At 43.7% G+C, this 19214-nt stretch carries 15 protein-coding genes; all 15 read left to right on the top strand.

The genetic code is table 11. From position 1 onward, the window contains the following. Nucleotides 1-987, top strand: a 987-nt coding sequence (locus F597_RS0118285) for a hypothetical protein (RefSeq protein WP_026327635.1), incomplete at its 5' end; no start/stop codon positions are given. A 297-nt stretch (nucleotides 988-1284) separates the two neighbouring features. After that, entirely contained in the window at nucleotides 1285-1653 is a 369-nt protein-coding gene (locus F597_RS22935; RefSeq protein WP_245542053.1) for a hypothetical protein, read from the top strand. Then, nucleotides 1610-2308, top strand: a complete 699-nt coding sequence (locus F597_RS21235) for a hypothetical protein (RefSeq protein ID WP_052319838.1) — start codon at nucleotides 1610-1612, stop codon at nucleotides 2306-2308. The genes F597_RS22935 and F597_RS21235 overlap by 44 nt, the downstream gene beginning before the upstream one ends. Before the next feature lie 338 nt (nucleotides 2309-2646). Continuing rightward, the gene (locus F597_RS0118265) at nucleotides 2647-3690 is read left to right on the top strand and encodes a 6-bladed beta-propeller (RefSeq protein WP_081624417.1); all 1044 of its coding nucleotides are present in this window, start codon (nucleotides 2647-2649) and stop codon (nucleotides 3688-3690) included. 198 nt (nucleotides 3691-3888) lie between these two features. Further along, on the top strand, nucleotides 3889-4176 hold the full coding sequence (locus F597_RS0118260; protein ID WP_185094373.1) for a hypothetical protein: 288 nt from the start codon (nucleotides 3889-3891) through the stop codon (nucleotides 4174-4176). Between the two features lie 110 nt (nucleotides 4177-4286). Next, nucleotides 4287-4547 (top strand): type II toxin-antitoxin system Phd/YefM family antitoxin, encoded by a 261-nt coding sequence (locus tag F597_RS0118255; RefSeq protein WP_019541201.1) that lies wholly within the window; start codon nucleotides 4287-4289, stop codon nucleotides 4545-4547. Continuing rightward, complete coding sequence (locus F597_RS0118250) at nucleotides 4538-4804, top strand: Txe/YoeB family addiction module toxin (protein WP_019541200.1); 267 nt, start codon at nucleotides 4538-4540, stop codon at nucleotides 4802-4804. The genes F597_RS0118255 and F597_RS0118250 overlap by 10 nt, the downstream gene beginning before the upstream one ends. 46 nt (nucleotides 4805-4850) lie before the next feature. After that, complete coding sequence (locus tag F597_RS0118245; RefSeq protein WP_157279233.1) at nucleotides 4851-6494, top strand: tetratricopeptide repeat protein; 1644 nt, start codon at nucleotides 4851-4853, stop codon at nucleotides 6492-6494. 167 nt (nucleotides 6495-6661) lie between these two features. Beyond that, nucleotides 6662-7855, top strand: coding sequence for a 6-bladed beta-propeller (locus tag F597_RS0118240; RefSeq protein WP_019541198.1), 1194 nt, complete (start codon nucleotides 6662-6664; stop codon nucleotides 7853-7855). 468 nt (nucleotides 7856-8323) lie between these two features. Further along, a complete protein-coding gene (locus F597_RS21230) occupies nucleotides 8324-8701 on the top strand; it encodes an NVEALA domain-containing protein (protein WP_342662308.1) in 378 nt (125 codons plus the stop codon). 115 nt (nucleotides 8702-8816) lie between these two features. Then, nucleotides 8817-9896: a BF3164 family lipoprotein gene (locus F597_RS0118230; protein WP_019541195.1), complete on the top strand. Its 1080-nt coding sequence runs from the start codon at nucleotides 8817-8819 to the stop codon at nucleotides 9894-9896. An 88-nt stretch (nucleotides 9897-9984) separates the two neighbouring features. Beyond that, nucleotides 9985-11109 carry an efflux RND transporter periplasmic adaptor subunit gene (locus tag F597_RS0118225; RefSeq protein WP_019541194.1) on the top strand — a complete coding sequence of 375 codons (1125 nt, stop codon included), beginning with the start codon at nucleotides 9985-9987 and terminating at the stop codon, nucleotides 11107-11109. A gap of 85 nt (nucleotides 11110-11194) precedes the next feature. Next, entirely contained in the window at nucleotides 11195-14269 is a 3075-nt protein-coding gene (locus F597_RS0118220) for an efflux RND transporter permease subunit (protein ID WP_019541193.1), read from the top strand. A 105-nt stretch (nucleotides 14270-14374) separates the two neighbouring features. Next, nucleotides 14375-15868 (top strand): TolC family protein, encoded by a 1494-nt coding sequence (locus tag F597_RS0118215; RefSeq protein WP_019541192.1) that lies wholly within the window; start codon nucleotides 14375-14377, stop codon nucleotides 15866-15868. A 27-nt stretch (nucleotides 15869-15895) separates the two neighbouring features. Continuing rightward, the gene (locus F597_RS0118210; RefSeq protein WP_019541191.1) at nucleotides 15896-19123 is read left to right on the top strand and encodes an efflux RND transporter permease subunit; all 3228 of its coding nucleotides are present in this window, start codon (nucleotides 15896-15898) and stop codon (nucleotides 19121-19123) included. Nucleotides 19124-19214 lie beyond the last annotated feature (91 nt).

The following is a 19214-nucleotide window of genomic DNA, read 5'->3' as shown; positions in this document are numbered from 1 at the left end:
TATTTTATCATAGGTGTTTTATTCGGATTGAGTTTCGAATTCCGTTTTCAGACAGCATTCGCCATTGCCGGTATCATCTTGTGGCTGATATGCATCCGGAAAAACTCATTCAGAGAGATTCTATACATATTTTGGGGTGGTATTTTAATTGTTGCTTTGTGTACAGCACTCGATTCCCTGTTTTATGGCCAATTCGTTTTTACTCCTTACAACTATTTCAGGGTTAACATCATAGAAAATGTTTCATCTCACTACGGTACTGCACCGTGGTATGCCTATATAACATCCATATTGATTGCCCCGAACTTTTTAATCGGAGCCGTCATTTTATTGTCTTTTACTATATTGCTGGTATATGACTATAAAAATATAATTTTATGGGCAATCATTCCTTTTATTGTATTTCATTCGGTAATTCCCCATAAAGAACTGCGATTTTTGTTTCCTCTAATTAATTTTGTACCATTCCTACTGGTATATGCTTATCAACAGATAATAGACAGAATAAAAAAGAAGAATTTCCTTGAGATCTTTTTTAACTCGGTGCTACTGGCCATGCTTTGCATTAATTTAGGCGGATTAGCCATGATGCTCTTTAAACCTGCCGGTAACGGATCGATTAATTTGATCCATTATATCAGCAGAAAATATGGTGATACCGGATCATTGACGATATACAGCCTGAAAAATAATAATCTTTATATTTCCAGTAACTCAGAAGGATTAAACGCAAGTTTTTATATTCCCGATAACCTGATTTTAAAAGATATTACGACAGAATTTTTAACCAATCCGGAACCAAACCAATTGGTTGTTCTCTCCAAAGGGCATTATACAGAACGGGCTCTCCTTGAGAAAAATGGTTATAAAATGGAGAAACCCGGTATTCCAGCCTGGATAATGGAATTAAACAAGTTTTACGGGGTATTCAATGAAGCGGCCGTACCAATATTGTATACGCAGGAAAACGATTATGAAAGAGATTAAAAACCCATTACCTGACAGACAGAAACTACACGGGAAGAGCAGATGGTATTCATACAAAAACTACAATAAGGAATTATTCCCGTTTTCAGTTCACAATATAAGACAATAAAATTGAAACAAAAATATAATACCTGTTTATACCCCCTTTTATACCGGCAACATAGAAATAATGTTCCTTTTTAACATTAATATTCTACACAACCACACTACATTTACGATTTATTCGTAAATTTGCCTTGTAAAAGTAAATATTGGCCCGTATATCGTCCCTTAACATTCAAAAAAATGGGAATTTCTATGGTTACAGATAAAAATATAATCCTGTTAGCACTCAGTATTACGATCATAAGTTGCCATGGCAATACTGGAACAGAGAAACGCCACAATCACCGGAATAATCTCATTCATGTACAGGAGCAGATAAGAGAGATCCAATTCGAAGATACCTATCTGAGTAACTTCGCAAGTATATATACGATGGATGATTACTTGATTGTCCGTGACTACAAATCGCTGGAAAAACTTATATATATTTTTAACAGGAACAATTTTAGTTATATTGCCAATATTGCTCCAAGAGGACAGGGACCCCATGAGATAACCAATATAGGACACCATAGGAATGGACGAAAAGAACCACATTTTTTATGTAACCGATCACGGTAAGCAAAAGATATTCAGTTACCATTTGGATAGTGTATTGGCAGATCCTTCCTATAAGCCGGTTGAAAAACTGAATTTAAACGAATTGCAATTTCCAAATAAATATGTGCTGCTAAATGATACGCTTTGCATAGGACAGATCATTGAACCCACCGGTAGCTATGGATTCAATCAATCTATCGCCAAATGGAATATAAACTCGGGAGAAATTACCCCTATGAAATATACACATCCTGAAATAGAAAGAAAACGGGTATCTTTTGCCGTTTCTAAAGAAAACGGGATCTACGTAGAGTGTTACCATCACCACGACCTTTTCACGATATGCGATCTGGATGGCAATCTAAAATATAACATTTACGGAAGAAAATGGGACAGTACAACTTCCAATGCGAAGCAATACTTCGGTGATGTCGTTATCTGCAAAAACAGGATATTAGCGTCCTACTCCGACGGTAAAGAGAGAGGCCCCACCACTGACGATCTTCCGACACAACTGCTTATTTTTGATCTTAAAGGCGATTATATAAAAACACTCGACATAGGATATCGAATCATGGATCTAAGCTATGACGACCGGAATAACAGGCTGCTTATGCACTTCGATGATATAATTCAGTTTGGCTACTTAACACTCGATAACAACTTACTTAACTAACCGTATAACAATGAAAAAAGTAAAATCAATTTCAGCAATCCTGGAAGAAATTGCGGCCGGACTGGATGAAGAAGACAATCCCGTAATTATGCTGGTAAAGCATAAGAAATAAAAAATCTATATATTGTACAATCGGCAAAAAACAACCGAAAATGAAAACAATTTATATTGCGTACATAGTATTTCTACTATTTTTATCTTGTACTCCTTCCGGCAAGAGCGATTCGGAATTTCCAATTATTGATATCGAGGAGGGGCTTGGAAACTTTCAGATTTCCAAATTATCTGAATTTGCTCCATCTATCCGCTATGTACGTTTAGAAACTCATGAAAATTGACTGGTTACCAATGGTATAAGAAATATTTATTTAGAAAATAATAAAATATTTGTCCATGATTACGAACCCTATTTAAAGGTGTTTGATGCAGAAATCGGAAAATATCTGCATAATATTGGGGCAAAAGGGCAAGGGCCGGGAGAACTGCCATATATGTATACGGTTGATATAAACCCGCATGAAAACAAGATATTACTGTGTTGGGGGAATTCTGCACATCGTTTTGATTTTGACGGGAATTTTTCAGGAAAAATAGAACTTCCTCCTATTGATGACAACGAGCGAATCAATGCACCTGTAGTATCAATCGATGCACGTTATTTTGCCGGAACAATCAGGACTTTTGATGGAGATCAAAAAAACTTAGTGGTACTGTTCAACGATAATCAGGAAATTACCGGCAGTTTAAAATGTTATGAAAATCCTATTCAGCCACCGAATATTCCAGGTGGTGTATGGGCACCATTTGGTCAAGGTGGCTCTTTTTATCGTGCTAATCAAGAGATTCGCTACTTCAGAGGATTTACCGATACAGTTTTTGCTTATAGGAATGAAACACAAATGTTTTCTCCTTTCTTTATAATAGACTATGGAAAACATACATCAACTCTGAACTTTGCAAGGGGAGCAGAAAATCCCAATTTAATCATAGTATCCTCAATAAAAGAGAATGACAGGTATATTTTCCTTAATTTCCATACAGAAAATGCATCTCCCGAACCGTATGAGGATGAGGTTTATTTTGATGGAAGTTTGCGTAAATTCATCAACCATTCAATATCCGGCATTTTCGATAAACAGAAACAATCATTTCATTTTCTACGACAACCTATACATGGAATTCCCGGATTGAAAAATGATATTGACAAAGGAATCCCCTTCTTTGTGCGCAACACTTCAAGCAATAACCAGTTGATCGATTATCATCATGCATATAAATTCCTGGAGTATACGGAATCTTTACCGGATTTAAGTGATTCATTTGCAGAAATAATAAATCAAATTTCGGAGGAGGATAATCCTATTGTGATAATAGCAGAATAAAATAGCGCAGGAAAAGTCTCCTTTAGTGAACACTATAATGAAGAAAATAACAGTTCTATCACGGATATCCCGGAACATCCATATCACAAACAGAGATCTCCGTTGATATTCAATAATATAAAACAACAACCCTCTATGTACATAATCATGACCTGATGACGATTATGGATCTGGACGGGAATCTGAAATACAATGTATATGGAAGTAACTGGGAATAGCAGGGATGCCCTTCGTCATTACGGAGATGTTGTTTTCAGGAAAGATAAAATAATCGTCTCCTATTCAGGAGGAAATTGGAATACAGAAGAATACAATCCCGACAAATTATTGATCTTCAATCTCGAAGGAGACTATGTAAAAACATTGGATATAGGATATAGAATCTCCGATTTCTGTTATGACAAACTAAACGACAGATTGATATTCAATTTCGATGATATGATCCAGTTCGGATACCTCCCCCTTGATGATGATCTGATTGATTAATGATTTACTCTCAATTAAGTTTATCTATCAAACTTAATGATCAATTTTTTTCTGAATATTTGTACGCACAGAAACAAGTACTTATATTTGTACCTACTAAATAATAAAATATGAAGACAGCAAATTATTCAGAGCTAAGAAAGAACCTCAAGAGTTATCTCGACGGAGTAATCAACGACAGTGAACCTCTATTGGTACACCGTTCAGGCAATGAAAGCGTAGTTGTTATTTCATTGGATGAATACAACTCAATAAAAGAGACTGAATATATCATGAAATCTCCCGCCATGATGGATATTATTAGGGAAGGTGAAGATGAAATCAGGAGGGGCGGTGGAGAAAAAGCAGATATTGACGATCTATGGAAATAATACTGCTTGAGCAAGCACAAAAAGATATCTCATACTGGAAGAAATCAGGCAATAAGGCTGTGATGAACAAAATCTCAGCTTTGTTGCGTGCTATTTCAGAGCATCCATATACAGGGATAGGAAAACCTGAACCGCTGAAATGCGAACTTTCGGGAAAATGGTCGAGACGAATCAATTCCGAGCACCGAATTATTTATTCCGTGCATGAAAAGAACTCATCCGTTTATATTTACTCCTTGCGATACCATTATCCATAAAAATACTATATATATCTTTATTATAGTTTTGTTTGTCTGTTATCTTATGAAACGACTTCTCCTCTATCTCATTATACCGCTCTGCCTGCTATTCACGGCCTGCCAGAATAGAAAACATCACACCGAAGTGTTGAGTGAAGCAGCCCGTTTATCCGACTCCATCCCTTCACAGGCATTGATGAAACTGGAGGAAATAAAGAATGTAAAGCGGTTAAGTACAGCCGAACAAGCTGAATATAACCTGATTTTCATAAAAAGTATGCTGCGGTCTGGCAATAAACTATCTTCCGACTCTATCATCCATGCTACCACACAATATTATTGGAATCATAATGATTCAGCAGGTTTGCACCAGGCCCTGTATTATAACGGACTATACCACTACCGCAATGCCAGACACGACTCGGCCGTTCTCTACTTCGATAAAGCAGTAAAAGCCATTCCGGCCGGAAACGATAACGACAGGAAAGCCGGTTATAAACGAACGGCCGGTTATTCTTACCTGTACCTTGGAGATGCTGAGGCAGCGGTAAAAACCCAGACAGAGGGGTTGCAATATGCCCGTGCCGCGAACGATTCCCTCTCTGTTATCTACTCATTGTTAAGCCTTGCGGAGGCTTATAAATACAATAAGAATACCGGACAGTCCTTAGAGACCTATATGCAGGTACTCGACCTGATAAGGGAGAGAGAGGATCGTGATATGGAAGCCAGTATCCTCAATATTGTCTCGGGAGTTTACGAGTCAGACAACCGGATAAAGGAAGCGTTACACTATAAGAATAAATCGCAGGAGGTCAAACGGAACCGGCAAGATGTGCCTGTCACCAATCTATACAGGGCAATCCTGTTCGACAAACAAAATATGTCCGACTCGGCATGGTACTATGCAGAATTGTCCATCAAGGGGGACGATCAGTTCGTCGCAGCCCTGGCCTATACTTTTCTAAGCCTGTCGGAAGAGAAGGAGGGCCGTTATACCGACGCCCTGAACCTTTCAAAAAACAGCGAAAGGATATTCAACTCATTTTTATCCGGGATCCATTCCGCTGATATGCAGCAGAAATATGAAAAGGAGAAATTAGAGAATGAAAATAACCGGCTAAAGATGAAACAAAGAGAGCATCAGTTTTATCTGTTGATGAGTGCCTTTCTCCTTCTTCTTATGTTGATCGTCCTCTATATTATTCGTGTAAACAATAGACGAAAAAATGAAAAGGCGGCACATGAAAACCGAATGATCCGGTTACAACAGGAAAACTTATTACTGAAACAACAACAGGAAATAAGTGTTTTACGTGAAAAAGAAGCGATACTCAGGGAATCACTGTTCAAAAAGATCAATTTTTTCCACAAACTACCTTCGTTGAACCGGGAAGAGCACAATCATCACGACAAACAGGAAAAAATAAAGATTACTCCCAACGACTGGCAGGAACTGATAAACGGTATCCGGGATGCATATCCCGAATTTCTGGACAAATTGAAACAACACGCCCCCACCCTGTCGGACGACGATGTTCGTTTTTGCTGCCTATTGAAAATCAATGTGAATATGCAGGACCTGGCAGATATCTACTGTGTTTCCAAGGCAGCCATCACTAAACGGAAATACCGGTTGAAAACGGAGAAATTCCAAATAGCCGGTAACAAACTCAATTTAGATACAATTTTACAGCAGATAAATTGAACAATATGTCATTGTCCTCTTATACACTTTCCAATAAAACCATAAATAGTTAATAAACAAACAATTAACCACAAGATAAAATCATTTATTGTCCACCGGATTATTGGTCTCTATCCATTCCAAACCGCTACCTTTGCTTCCATAAATCACCATTAAAGCGGATAAACATGAAACGCGGATTATTTCTTTACCTTCCGGCGATACTTCTTTTCCTCCTCTTCTCCTGCGGCAAGAACAGGAAACAAGCGACACTCGGCAAATTAGATGTAGTAGCCGAGAGGGTAATGGTTGCCAATTCCGAGTTGATCTCCTGCGACCTGACTAAACTGAAAGACACGGCAGATATACCGTTAAGCCTGTTTATCGAAGGTCTTCAGATGGTAAAACTCGACAATCGGGACGAAGCCCTTATAGGATTCACGTTTATTACTGTCACCAACAAGCATATCCTGGTGAGGAATATTCGCCAGAATCCTTATAAGCTATTCAATATAGACGGTGAATTTATAACAACCATCGGCTCCTACGGACAAGGCCCCAATGAATACCTGAACGTGTACGACGAATGGCTGGATGAAGAAACCGGACAGATATTTATTTTACCCTGGTCAAGCAATAAGCTATTGCGTTTCGACCTGCAGAATAATCCACTGGAACCGATTCCTCTTAGATACAGGGTTCCCAAAGGACAAATCTTTATAAACAGCAAGGAATCTACCGTATCAGTTTTCCAACTTCCTTTCGAAGGTATTCCCGTTGTGGCATGGACACAGGATTTCGAGGGCCACATGATTGATTCCATTCCATCCGGGCATCTCGCCTTACCCCGTAGTTTCAACAACGAAGTTTATTCCAATAAAAACGGTAAGGCATTTGACTGTTCCCTGTTTAATTTTGAGGAAAGGCGCCACGATACGCTCTATCACTATAACATCGCAGAGAACAGACTTGAACCGAAATTTACACTCGACTTCAAGGAGAGGCCATGGAAAATCCATTCCTATCAGGAGTTACCCCATCATTTTCTGGGACAAATAACCGTCGAGAAAAAAATATCCGAGCATATGTCTGTCACCGAGTATCCGTCGAAATATATCGTGGACAAGAGAACACTCAAAGGAGGGTTCTATAGGTTATATAACGACTTTCTGGGAGGTATCCCTATGGAATGGGCTTCGTTTTATAACGGTTATTACTTTTGGAATGTAGATCCCGGGGAATTGAAAGAGCTCTTAACACAACATTTGGAGCACCGCAAAGATCTCTCCAACAGTGAGCATAAGAAATTAATCGATTTACGCGACTCAATAGATGAAAATGATAACAATTATCTGTTTTATGGAAAATTACGACAAAATTAAACCATTCGATTGATTACAGTAGTGACTCATTTGCCCGGCACAAATAGGGAAGTAAATCCTATTCGATGCGGAAATACAATGGGCGTCCTATTTTTCAAAAAAGATATTATGCATTTGGTTTGAAAATAATTTTCCATACCCAGACAACAAAAAGAATAGTTATTCTCATTTTTTAAGATTAATATTTTACGGAACAATTTTTCATTTACGATTTATTCATAAATTTGCAGCATAGGGATTTATAATTGCAATAAAAAATAATACAATGAGAAAAAACGCTGACAATAAAATTCCCGCTCCCCTGTAAAACAAAATTCGAACAGAATCTTAACAAATCACTTGTTGGGGGATCATTCTCTTTTCTATTTATTTGTACAAGGGAGTTGAAAGGTGTAAAATAATACACACTCTTTCTCAGCACCTTAATAAAAGTGAGTTATAAGTGAGTTAAGAAATTTGTTCAAAAACATGAGTTCGAATACATTTAGGAGTGCAATAATGCATAAAACATTTTTAATTCATTGGAGTATGAAGAAAAAAATTATTATGGGGGGGGGGGGGGGGGGAATATTTGCCCTTACACTCTTAATAGCCACAGGTTACGGAGTGAACGTGAATATGAGAAGCAATGCCGGTCTTTCAGAACTGGCATTAAGTAATGTGGAGGCATTGGCAGAGGTTAATATCAATGAGATAAGAGGGACTTGCACAGGATCATCATTATCTTATTGCTTTTATCGATGTTGTGCGTGTGCAGCTTTACATCAGAGTCAAAGTCAAGGTGACACTTATTCGGTTAAAGGTGAATGTGGGGTTTGTGGGACTCCTGTTGAAGACTGTAGATAAAAATTGTATCTTTGAAATGTATTTTTAATGAAATTTAAGCCTATTTTTTTGAGAATAAAAATATATGAGAATAGGCTTAAATTTTATATGTCTTTTATATTTAAAGAAAGAATGTATGAAAATCAACTATAACTATCTTTTATGTATCTTATTCATTTTGTTTTTCTTACAATGCAAAAAACAAGACGACTCGACAGACGCATATTTCCCTCCCGTCTTCCCTGAGAAACAAGAAGTAGTAACCAAACGATTGAACGATTCTTTTATTTTCGACACAGGTCTGATAAACTTTATCGATACATTTATAATATGTTCCGGTAAAACGGATATCAATGAACATCCGTTTCATTTATTCTCTAAAAAAAGTGGAGATTATATCAGAAGTTTCGGACAGATAGGACAAGGGCCGGGAGAAATAATACTGCCGGTTTCGGGCTTTTCAACAGATCGAAAGCAAAATAAAGTTTTTTTCTATGATACGGGACAATTCAAACTAACGGAATATTCTCTCTATTATACTGAAAATGAAATAGCCGTAAACACAAAAGACTATATGCTACCTCCCGAAATACGTAATGTCAGAAGCGAGATGTTCTTTTCTTTAGGAAACAATGAATTTATATCTGCATATAATAACTCATACGACACCTCGTATCGCTTTATAAAGACAAATATTGATGACACAATCAGTACTTACAATCAATACCCGAAATTAAATGAACCGGAGGAATTTATAAGAGTTGAACATGCTTATTTTTCTTATTTGGGAAGATTTGCTACAAAATCCGATGGAAAAAAATTCGTACACGCAACTCAGGGTGGATGTATTCTCGAAATTTTTGACTGTTCGGACAGGATCAGACTTCTGGAGACAAAACGTTTTTTTGAACCGGTTTATATTCCCCCAAAAAGAAAAGATACCATGTATCCATTTGTGCAAGTGGATCCGAATTCCATCCACGGAATCACCAGTATTGCCTGTACCGATAAATATATATATACAATTTATAGTGACAGCCGCGGTGAAAATGAGTATAATCAAATTGCGGTATTTGATTGGTATGGAGATCCTGTAAAATTATTTTCTTTTGAAAGGGGAATTATCTCGTTTGTGATTGAAGATAATGATAAAAAAGGATACGCATTAATGCGAGATCCCGACCATGATGTATGTCTGGTAAGTTTTGACTTGTAAAGTAAAAAAATGACATAAAAGGAGCTATCATTCAAGAAAACATATTATTTTGTCCGGAATAAATTTATTCAACCAATATTTAGCAATAATGAAACACAACTATATTTTTATCCTGATACTATCCATTTCCTTGTTTGCCGCGTGCAAAGCGGACAAGGACAAAAATACCGAAAATAATGTCCAGCAACTACTTCCGGACCGGCCGGCTGAAGTAACCGCCATGACACTCACTGCCGTGGACTTTGAACACGAACTGGTGAGCAACGGAAAAATATCGGCGCAAAATGTGGCGGAACTCAAGTTCCAGACCGCCGAAGTGATCTCCACCATATATGTCAGGAACGGCGCCCGCGTGGAAAAAGGGCAGCGCATCGCCATGCTGGACACCTATTCCCTTGCCAACGCCATGAACCAGGCAAAGGACGCGTTGGACAGGAGCAAGCTCGAATACCAGGACGTGCTGATCGGACAGGGATACAGGCTCGATAACCCGCAAGCAGTGCCCAAGGAAGTGGAAGAACTGGCCAGGGTAAAGAGCGGTTACAACACGGCACAAACTCAATACGACATGGCGGTGTATAACCTGGAACAGGCCACGCTGACCGCCCCCATCAGCGGGGTGATCGCCAATCTCTTTGCCAAACCCAATACTCTCTCCTCCCCTTCCGATATCTTCTGCAATATCATCGACACACGCAGTCTGGAAGCGACCTTCACCGTGCTGGAAAACGAACTGGGGATGATTCGCACAGGCGACAAGATAAAGGTGACACCCTTCTCCATGCCCGGTGTGGAAATAGAGGGGCGCGTGTCGGAGATCAACCCCTGGGTGGACAAGAACGGGATGGTACAGGTGAAAGCTTCAGTAGGATACCATGAACGCATGGTGGAAGGAATGAATGTACGGGTCAGCATCTTCCGTTCATTGGGCAAGCAATGGGTCGTACCCAAAAGCGCGGTCGTCCTGCGCACAGGCAGGCAGGTAGTCTTTACTCTGCAGGACGGAAAAGCCATCTGGAATTACGTCCAGACCGGATTGGAAAATGCCTCCTCCTATACTATTACGGGGGAAACACTCAAGGAGGACGACCGGATCATCACCAGCGGCAATATCAACCTGGCACATGAATCACCCGTCACCGTGATCGATGAGATAGAAAGGAGTGGCGATTCCCCGGATACTACAGGAGATTCAAATGCCACAGATGATTAATTTGATGATTTAAGGATGCAATGATAATAATCTGCAATACTTGTCCCGATTTATCGGGATCAGTAAATCAGCAAATCGATTAACAATGATAAAAGCTATACTGCAACGTCCCGTATCGGTATTAATGCTGTTCCTGGCATGTGTGATTCTCGGGATTATCACCTATAACACACTGCCCGTATCGCTGCTGCCCGATATTGCCATTCCGGAGATTACCGTACAGGTATCCGGTGAGAACACCTCGGCGCGTGAACTGGAAAACACGGTAGTGAAACCTATCCGAAGGCAGTTGATGCAGGTGGGCAAACTGAGGGATATCCAGAGCGAGACACGCGACGGATCGGCCATTATCCGGCTGAAATTTGATTACGGTACCGATACCGACCTGGCATTTATCGAAGTGAATGAGAAGATCGATGCCGCCATGAACAACCTGCCACGCGATTTCCGCCGCCCAAGGGTGATTAAAGCCAGTGCGACCGACCTGCCCGTATTCTACCTGAACCTTACCCTGAAAAACGATATCCCCTACGCCGGTACCGATGAACAACAATTCCTCGACCTGTCGGAATTTGCAGACAACGTGGTGAAACGGCGTATCGAGCAATTGCCCGAAGTAGCGATGGCCGACATGACGGGGCTAATGTACAAACACCTCCAGATCGTACCTGATCCCGCCTTGCTGGAATCGGCATCGATCACCCTGAGCGATATAGAAAACGTGCTCTCTGCCAATAATATCGAACCGGGAAGCATGATCGTACGCAATGGCTATTATGAATATAATATCAAATTCTCCTCACTGCTGCGTACCCCTGAAGATGTACGGAATATCTACATCGGGAAGGAAGGGCGCCTCTTCCAATTGAAAGACCTGGCCCGGATCGACGTCGTGCGGCAACCGGAGTCAGGGATGTCACTCATCAACGGGAAAAGGGCCGTCACCTTAGGCGTGATCAAGCAGGCGGACGAGACCATGAAGAACCTGCGCAAATCGCTGGACGAAACGCTGGACAACCTCCAACGAAGCTACTCCGACGTGGAATTTACCGTGAACCGGAATCAGACGGAACTGCTCGACTACACGATCTCTAATCTCCAGGAGAACCTCATACTCGGCTTTATACTGGTATTCATCGTCGCCTTGCTGTTCCTTGGCGACGGAAAGTCACCGCTGATCATCGGTATCAGTATGACTACGGCGCTGATTACTACTTTTATCTTTTTCTTCCTCTTCGGACAGTCGATGAATATCATCACCCTTTCGGGACTGATCCTCGCATTGGGGAACATGATAGACAGCTCCATCGTGGTGACCGATGTTATCACTCAATACAGGAAACAGGGATACGCCCTGGAAGATGCCTGCGAGAAAGGAACCAGGGAAGTGATTATGCCCATCTTCAGCTCCACACTGACCACCATCTCCGTTTTCGTACCGCTTGTCTTTATGAGCGGAATTGCCGGTGCTCTTTTTACAGCTGAAGCTTTTGCAGTAACCATAGGCATGCTGGTATCCTACCTCACCGGGATCATCATGCTACCGGTACTCTATAAAATTGCTTACGGCAAAAAATTCACCAATAAGAATATTGAAAAATTCTTTATTTCCGCACAAGAAAAGATTGACGCGGTGCTTTTCCCCGCTTATGATAAAGGTATCCGTTATGTATTCAATCACAAGGTCTTCTTCATCGTTTTGCTGGCAATTGCCATCCCGCTCTGCGTGTTCCTTTTCCGGGTAATGCCCAAGACGAGCATGCCCGATATAAGCTATGTGGAAAGTATCGTCACAGTGGAATGGAACGAAAATATCCATGTGGATGAGAATGCGCGCCGTATATCGGAACTGCTTCAAACAACAGAAGAACACGCGGTGGAGAATGCAGCCTACATAGGACAACGGCAGTACTTGTTGGACAAGGACAACGACCTGACTGCTACCGAGGCCCAGTTATATCTGAAGACCGACAAACCCTCCGGAATTGCATCACTCGAAACCCATATATCGGATTGGGTGCGCCATCATTACCCTGATGCGGTAATCACTTTTTCCCCTCCGGAGAATATATTCGAGAAGATATTCGATACCGGTGAAGCCGAAATGATCGTACAACTCTATCCCAGGAACAGGGAAGACATACCCGAGCCGTCTTCTATCCGGCAGATGGAAGCAAGTCTGGCTGCATCCACAGGTGAGCAGGCTGAAAACGTACCGTTCGAGCACCAGTTCGTGATCACCACCGACCGGGAGAAACTCCTGCTCTACGGTGTTACACAACAGGAGGTATCGCAAACATTAAAAACAGCATTCAGGGACAATCAGGTGGCGGTACTACGCTCCTTCCAGCAGTACCTCCCCATCTCCATTACAGGCAAACAACAATCCATTCAGGATGTCCTGCAACAAACACTGTTATATGGTTATCCGGCCGACAGGTCACAACCCATCCGTGTACCACTGGCTGCATTAGTCAGCCTGACACCCGGAGAGGATATAAAGACCATCATTGCCGGAAAGAACGGCGAATATATCCCGCTTTATTATTACCATACCGATCAGCCCGAGAAGCTGATGGAAAAAGCCGCAGAAACCGTCCGACAGGAGGGTTCGTGGGATGTGGCATTCTCCGGGAATTTCTTTTCCAACCGGCAAATGCTCAAAGAACTGGTAATCATCCTGCTGATATCTATCCTGTTGATGTATTTCATTCTGGCTTCCCAGTTCGAAAATTTCCTGCAACCGCTGATTGTATTGGCCGAAATTCCTATCGATATCGCTTTCGCTTTGGTTGTGCTCTGGCTGACGGGACATACACTGAACCTGATGAGCGCCATCGGTATCGTGGTGACAATCGGGGTTATCCTTACAGACTCCATCCTGAAAATCGACCTGATCAATGAATTGCGGAAAGGGGGGATGCCATTAATGGAAGCGATCCATACCGGCGGTGTAAGGAGGTTGAGGGCAATCATCATGACAGCGCTCACATCCCTCTTCTCCATGATCCCTATACTGTTCACTTTCGATATCGGTTCGGAATTACAGAAACCCCTTGCCATAGCGATGATCAGCGCAATGACCATCGGGACTGTTGTAAGCATATTCCTGATCCCCTTGCTGTATTGGGCGATCTACCGTAAAAAAATTGAAAATTGAAAATTGAAAGTTAAAAATGATAGATGCTTCGCATGATAAATATGATAGTGAACTTTACTTTTAATTTCCATATAATTGGTAATTAGTAATTTGTAATTAAAAAAGATGAGACACTCTATTTTGATATTCATACTGTACTGCGTAGTTTTACACTCCCCACGCATTCTCGCCCAACAGAAACATATTGAGTTAGACCTGCTGAAAACTGTGCAACTGGCAAATGATAGTTCGCTGTCGGCATTCCGCGCGAAGAACAGCTACATGGCCAGCCACTGGGAGTACCGCTCGTTCAAGGCAGACCGGCTGCCATCGCTCTCCCTCTACCTGACTCCCGTCAGCTATAACAGAGACTATACACGCCGGTACGACTCCGAACAGAATATCGATATTTACCGCCGCCAGCAATCACTCTACAGCTATGGCAACCTGGCAGCACAGCAAAACCTGGACATTACCGGCGGTACCTTCTTCATCGATTCGGAGCTGGGATATATCCGTAACCTGGGCGAGCAGACCTACAGCCAGTTCTCCAGCGTTCCCATCCGTGTCGGCTACCGGCAGGACCTGATCGGATACAACCCTTTCAAATGGGAAAAGAGGATCGCTCCCGTGAAATACGAGAAAGCACAGAAAGAATTGATCCATCAACTGGAGCAGACAGCCGAAACAGCCACGGGTTATTTTTTCGACCTGGCCATGGCACAAGCCGAGTACGAACTGGCCGTGGAAAACCTCGCCAGTTCCGACACACTCTACCGCATCGGTGAGCAAAAGCATAAGATTGCTTCAATCGGACAGGCCGACCTGCTCACCCTGAAATTAGACAGGGTGAATGCACAGAACAGCCTGCAAAATGCGGAGATCAACCTCAAAAGAACAATGTTCGCCCTGGCGGCATACCTCAACCTGGAGAAAGACACGCGCATCACCCTCAAACTGCCCGGATACCCCAGGGAGGTAATCATCACCGAAGAAGAGGCGTTGATGCTGGCCAAAGAGAACAACCCGCAATACCTGGATTCTGAACAGCAGATCCTGCAATCGGAACAGACCGTGGAAAGGGCAAAAATAGAGTCGTGGTTCAACGCAGGGCTGTCTGCGAGCGTGGGATTCAACCAGGTGGCAGAGTCCTTCAGGAATGCGTACCGGGACCCGCTACAACAGGATATCGTCTCCCTCACACTATCCATCCCGTTGGTGGACTGGGGTGTGAGGAAAGGGCGCTACAACATGGCGAAAAGCAACCTCAACATCACCCGCCTCACCGCCCAGGAGAATGAGATACGGCTCGAGGAAGATGTGATCATGACCGTGGGCGACTTTACCATACAGCAGCATCTTATCCGCAGCGCCGAGGAGGCGATGGAACTGGCCAAGCTCGCTTATGAACAGACACGTGAACGGTTCATTATCGGGAAAGCCGACATCAACAGCCTTACCCTTTCCACCAACCGACGCCAGGAAGCGCAGCGGAACTATATCTCCGCCCTGAAGAATTACTGGCAGAGCTATTTTAAGATACGCAAACTCACACTGTTCGACTTTGAGAAACGGACGCCTATCGCGGATACATTCGATTGGGGCCTGACAAGTAAATAATAACGGATATTGAATTACGGATGCGGAATGACAGGTACTGAAAAAAAACATATATCCTCCTTCACGGTCATCATCGCGTTTGTCTGCCTGGCAATCGTGGGAGTGGCGCTTATCCCGCTGCTGCCCGTAAAACTGTCGCCGTCGCGTACCCTGCCGAGCATTACGGTACGTTTCAATATGCCACAGAATTCTGCCCGTGTGGTGGAGATGGAGGCTACCTCCCGGCTGGAGTCGATGCTGGCCAGGATCAAGGGGATCAGGAATATATACTCTACCTCCGGGAACGGCTGGGGAAGCATCACCCTCGAACTCGACAAACATACGCCCATCGACGTGGCCCGCTTCGAAGTTTCTACCATCATCCGCCAGACATGGCCGGAACTCCCGCGGGAAGTGACTTATCCTTATATCTCCGTAAACCGTCCCGATGACAATGCTGCCCGTCCCTTTATGACCTACACTATTAATTCGGCAGCTACCCCCATCGTTATTCAGCGCTATACAGAGAACGTGATCAAGACGGCACTGAGCGATATCAAGGGATTGTACAAGATCGACGTGACCGGTGCCAGTCCCATGGAATGGCAACTGGAATATGACTACCTGCAACTGGAATCTGCCGGCGTGACCGTGACGGATATCATGCAAGCCGTATCTCAGTATTACTCCACCGATTTCCTGGGGATGGCGGAGACAAAAACAGAGGGCAGTGCCCCGTCATGGATCCGCGTCACACTGGCATCCACAGCCGAGGAGAACCGGTTCGACCCCACCGTCATCCACGTGGCGAACAGGGATGGTGCCCTTATCCGTCTGGACCAGTTGGTGAGGGTGCATCATGCGGAAAGGGAACCGTCGGGCTATTACCGGATCAACGGGCTCAACTCCGTTTACCTCAACCTCACGGCGGAAGAGTCGGCCAACCAGTTACGCCTGAACGAGCAGGTGAAAAAGACGATGCGGGAGGTGGAAGCATCGCTCCCGGCCGGTTACGAGATACACGCCAGTTACGATGCTACCGACTATATCCAGGCCGAACTAAACAAGATCTATATCCGTAGCGGGCTCACCGTGTTGATTCTCACCCTTTTCGTATTGCTGATCACCCGCAACGGGCGTTACCTCTTCCTGATCACCGCCAGCCTTTTTGTCGACCTGGCTATCGCCGTCATCTTCTACTATCTGCTCAAACTGGAGATACAGTTGTTTTCCCTGGCCGGCATCACCATCTCGTTGAGCCTGATCATCGACAATGCCATCATCATGACCGACCATATTATGCACAAGGGGGACAGGAATGCCTTTATGCCTATCCTGACCGCTACGGTCACCACCATCGGCGCATTGTCCATGATCTTCCTGCTGGATGAACGGATACGGCTCAACCTGCAGGATTTCGCGGCGGTGGTGATGATCAACCTGATGGTATCATTGTTCGTGGCGCTATTGTTCGTCCCGGCCTTAGTCGAGCGGATAAGGCTTACAAAGCGGCACAGGAAGAGGAGAACGCCCCGATTCCGTCTCCTTTCCCGATTCCGCCTTTTTGGCCGTTCCGACCGTCTTGCCGGTTTTCGCCATCGCTATCTTTCCCGGGGGCGAATCGCCATCCGGCTCACACGTCTCTATGAAAAAATGATCCTGCTGCTGTCCCGCAGGAAATGGATCGCTTTCACATGTATCGTCCTGTTATTCGGGTTGCCGGTTTTCATGTTGCCGGACAAGATAGAAAAGGAGACTCCCTTCGCTTTGAAGTATAATGAAATATTCGGGAGCGCCACCTACAAAGAAAAAATTAAACCGGTCGTCAATAAAGCGTTGGGGGGTACCCTGCGGCTGTTTGTGGAGAAAGTTTACCAGGGAAGTTACTTCACCCGCAGTGAAGAACTGGTGCTCACCATCACCGCTTCAATGCCCAACGGCACCACTCTTTCACAGATGAACGACCTGGTTGTCAAGATGGAACGTTACCTGAGCGGCTTTTCCGAGATACGGCAGTTCCAGACCAGTATCCCCAATGCCCGGCGGGCATCGATCAATGTCTTTTTCAGGAAGGAAGCCGAGCAGAGCGGCTTTCCCTACCAGTTGAAAAGCAATGTGATCAGTAAAGCCCTGGAGTTGGGCGGCGGCAGCTGGGGCGTGTACGGGTTGCAGGACCAGGGGTTCAGCAACGAGGTCCGGGATATGGCCGGACAATACAGGGTAAAGCTCTATGGATATAACTACGATGAATTGTCGGCATGGACGGACAGCCTGAAGCAGCGGTTACTTACCTATCGCCGCATCCGGGAAGTGATCGTCAACTCCAATTTTTCGTGGTATAAGGACGATTATCAGGAGTTCTTATTCGACCTGAAAAAAGAACAGCTTGCAGCGCGGGATATTTTACCCGGCGAACTGTTCGCCTCCCTCCAGCCGGTCTTTGCGAGGAATATGTGGATCGGCTCCGTGGTGATGGACGGGGAAAACGAAGATATCATCCTCTCCGGCAGGCAGGCAAGGGAATATGATATCTGGGCATTGCAGCATCTGGGGCGTCACGTGGGCGATCGCTACTATAAACTGGACGAAGTGGCCGATATTGCCAGGGGGCAGGCGCCGCAGGAGGTAGGTAAGGAAAACCAGCAATACCGTCTGGTACTGCAATACGATTATATCGGCTCCAACACGCAGGGACAGAAAATCCTGGAAAGGGAGATCGAGGAATTCAACAAACGGCTCCCCATGGGTTATACCGCGCAAAGGGAAGACAGCTACTGGGGCTGGGGCAAGAAAGACAATAAGCAGTACCGGTTGATAGGGTTGCTGATCGTGATCATATTTTTCACCTCCTCCATCCTGTTCAATTCGTTGAAACAGCCACTGGCCGTGATCTTCATCATCCCGGTATCCTTTATCGGTATTTTCCTTACATTTTACTGGTTCAAACTCAACTTCGACCAGGGCGGCTTTGCCTCGTTTATCCTCCTGTCGGGTATCACCATCAACGCCGGAATTTATATCACGGACGAATACAACCGGATAAGAAGGCGCAGGCCCCGCCTCTCCCCGTTACGGACATACCTGAAAGCCTGGAACGCGAAGATTATCCCCATCTTCCTGACCATTATCTCCACCGTGCTCGGCTTTATCCCCTTTCTGGTCGGCACGCAGAAAGAAGGCTTCTGGTTCCCGCTGGCCGCCGGCACTATTGGAGGCCTGATCATGTCTTTTATCGGCATCTTTATTTTCATGCCTCTGTTGATGGTTAAGAGATGAAGGTGAAATATGTTGGATAACATAAAAAAATATTTGTAATAATCAAAATAATATCCCATATTTGCCCTCTATCAGTACAATACTGAGATAA

This window comes from Proteiniphilum acetatigenes DSM 18083, from assembly GCF_000380985.1.
In the GTDB taxonomy this organism is placed as follows: Bacteria; Bacteroidota; Bacteroidia; order Bacteroidales; family Dysgonomonadaceae; genus Proteiniphilum; species Proteiniphilum acetatigenes.
The sequence above is the reverse complement of the archived record's forward strand: the minus strand, read 5'-3'. Positions and strand labels throughout refer to the sequence as shown.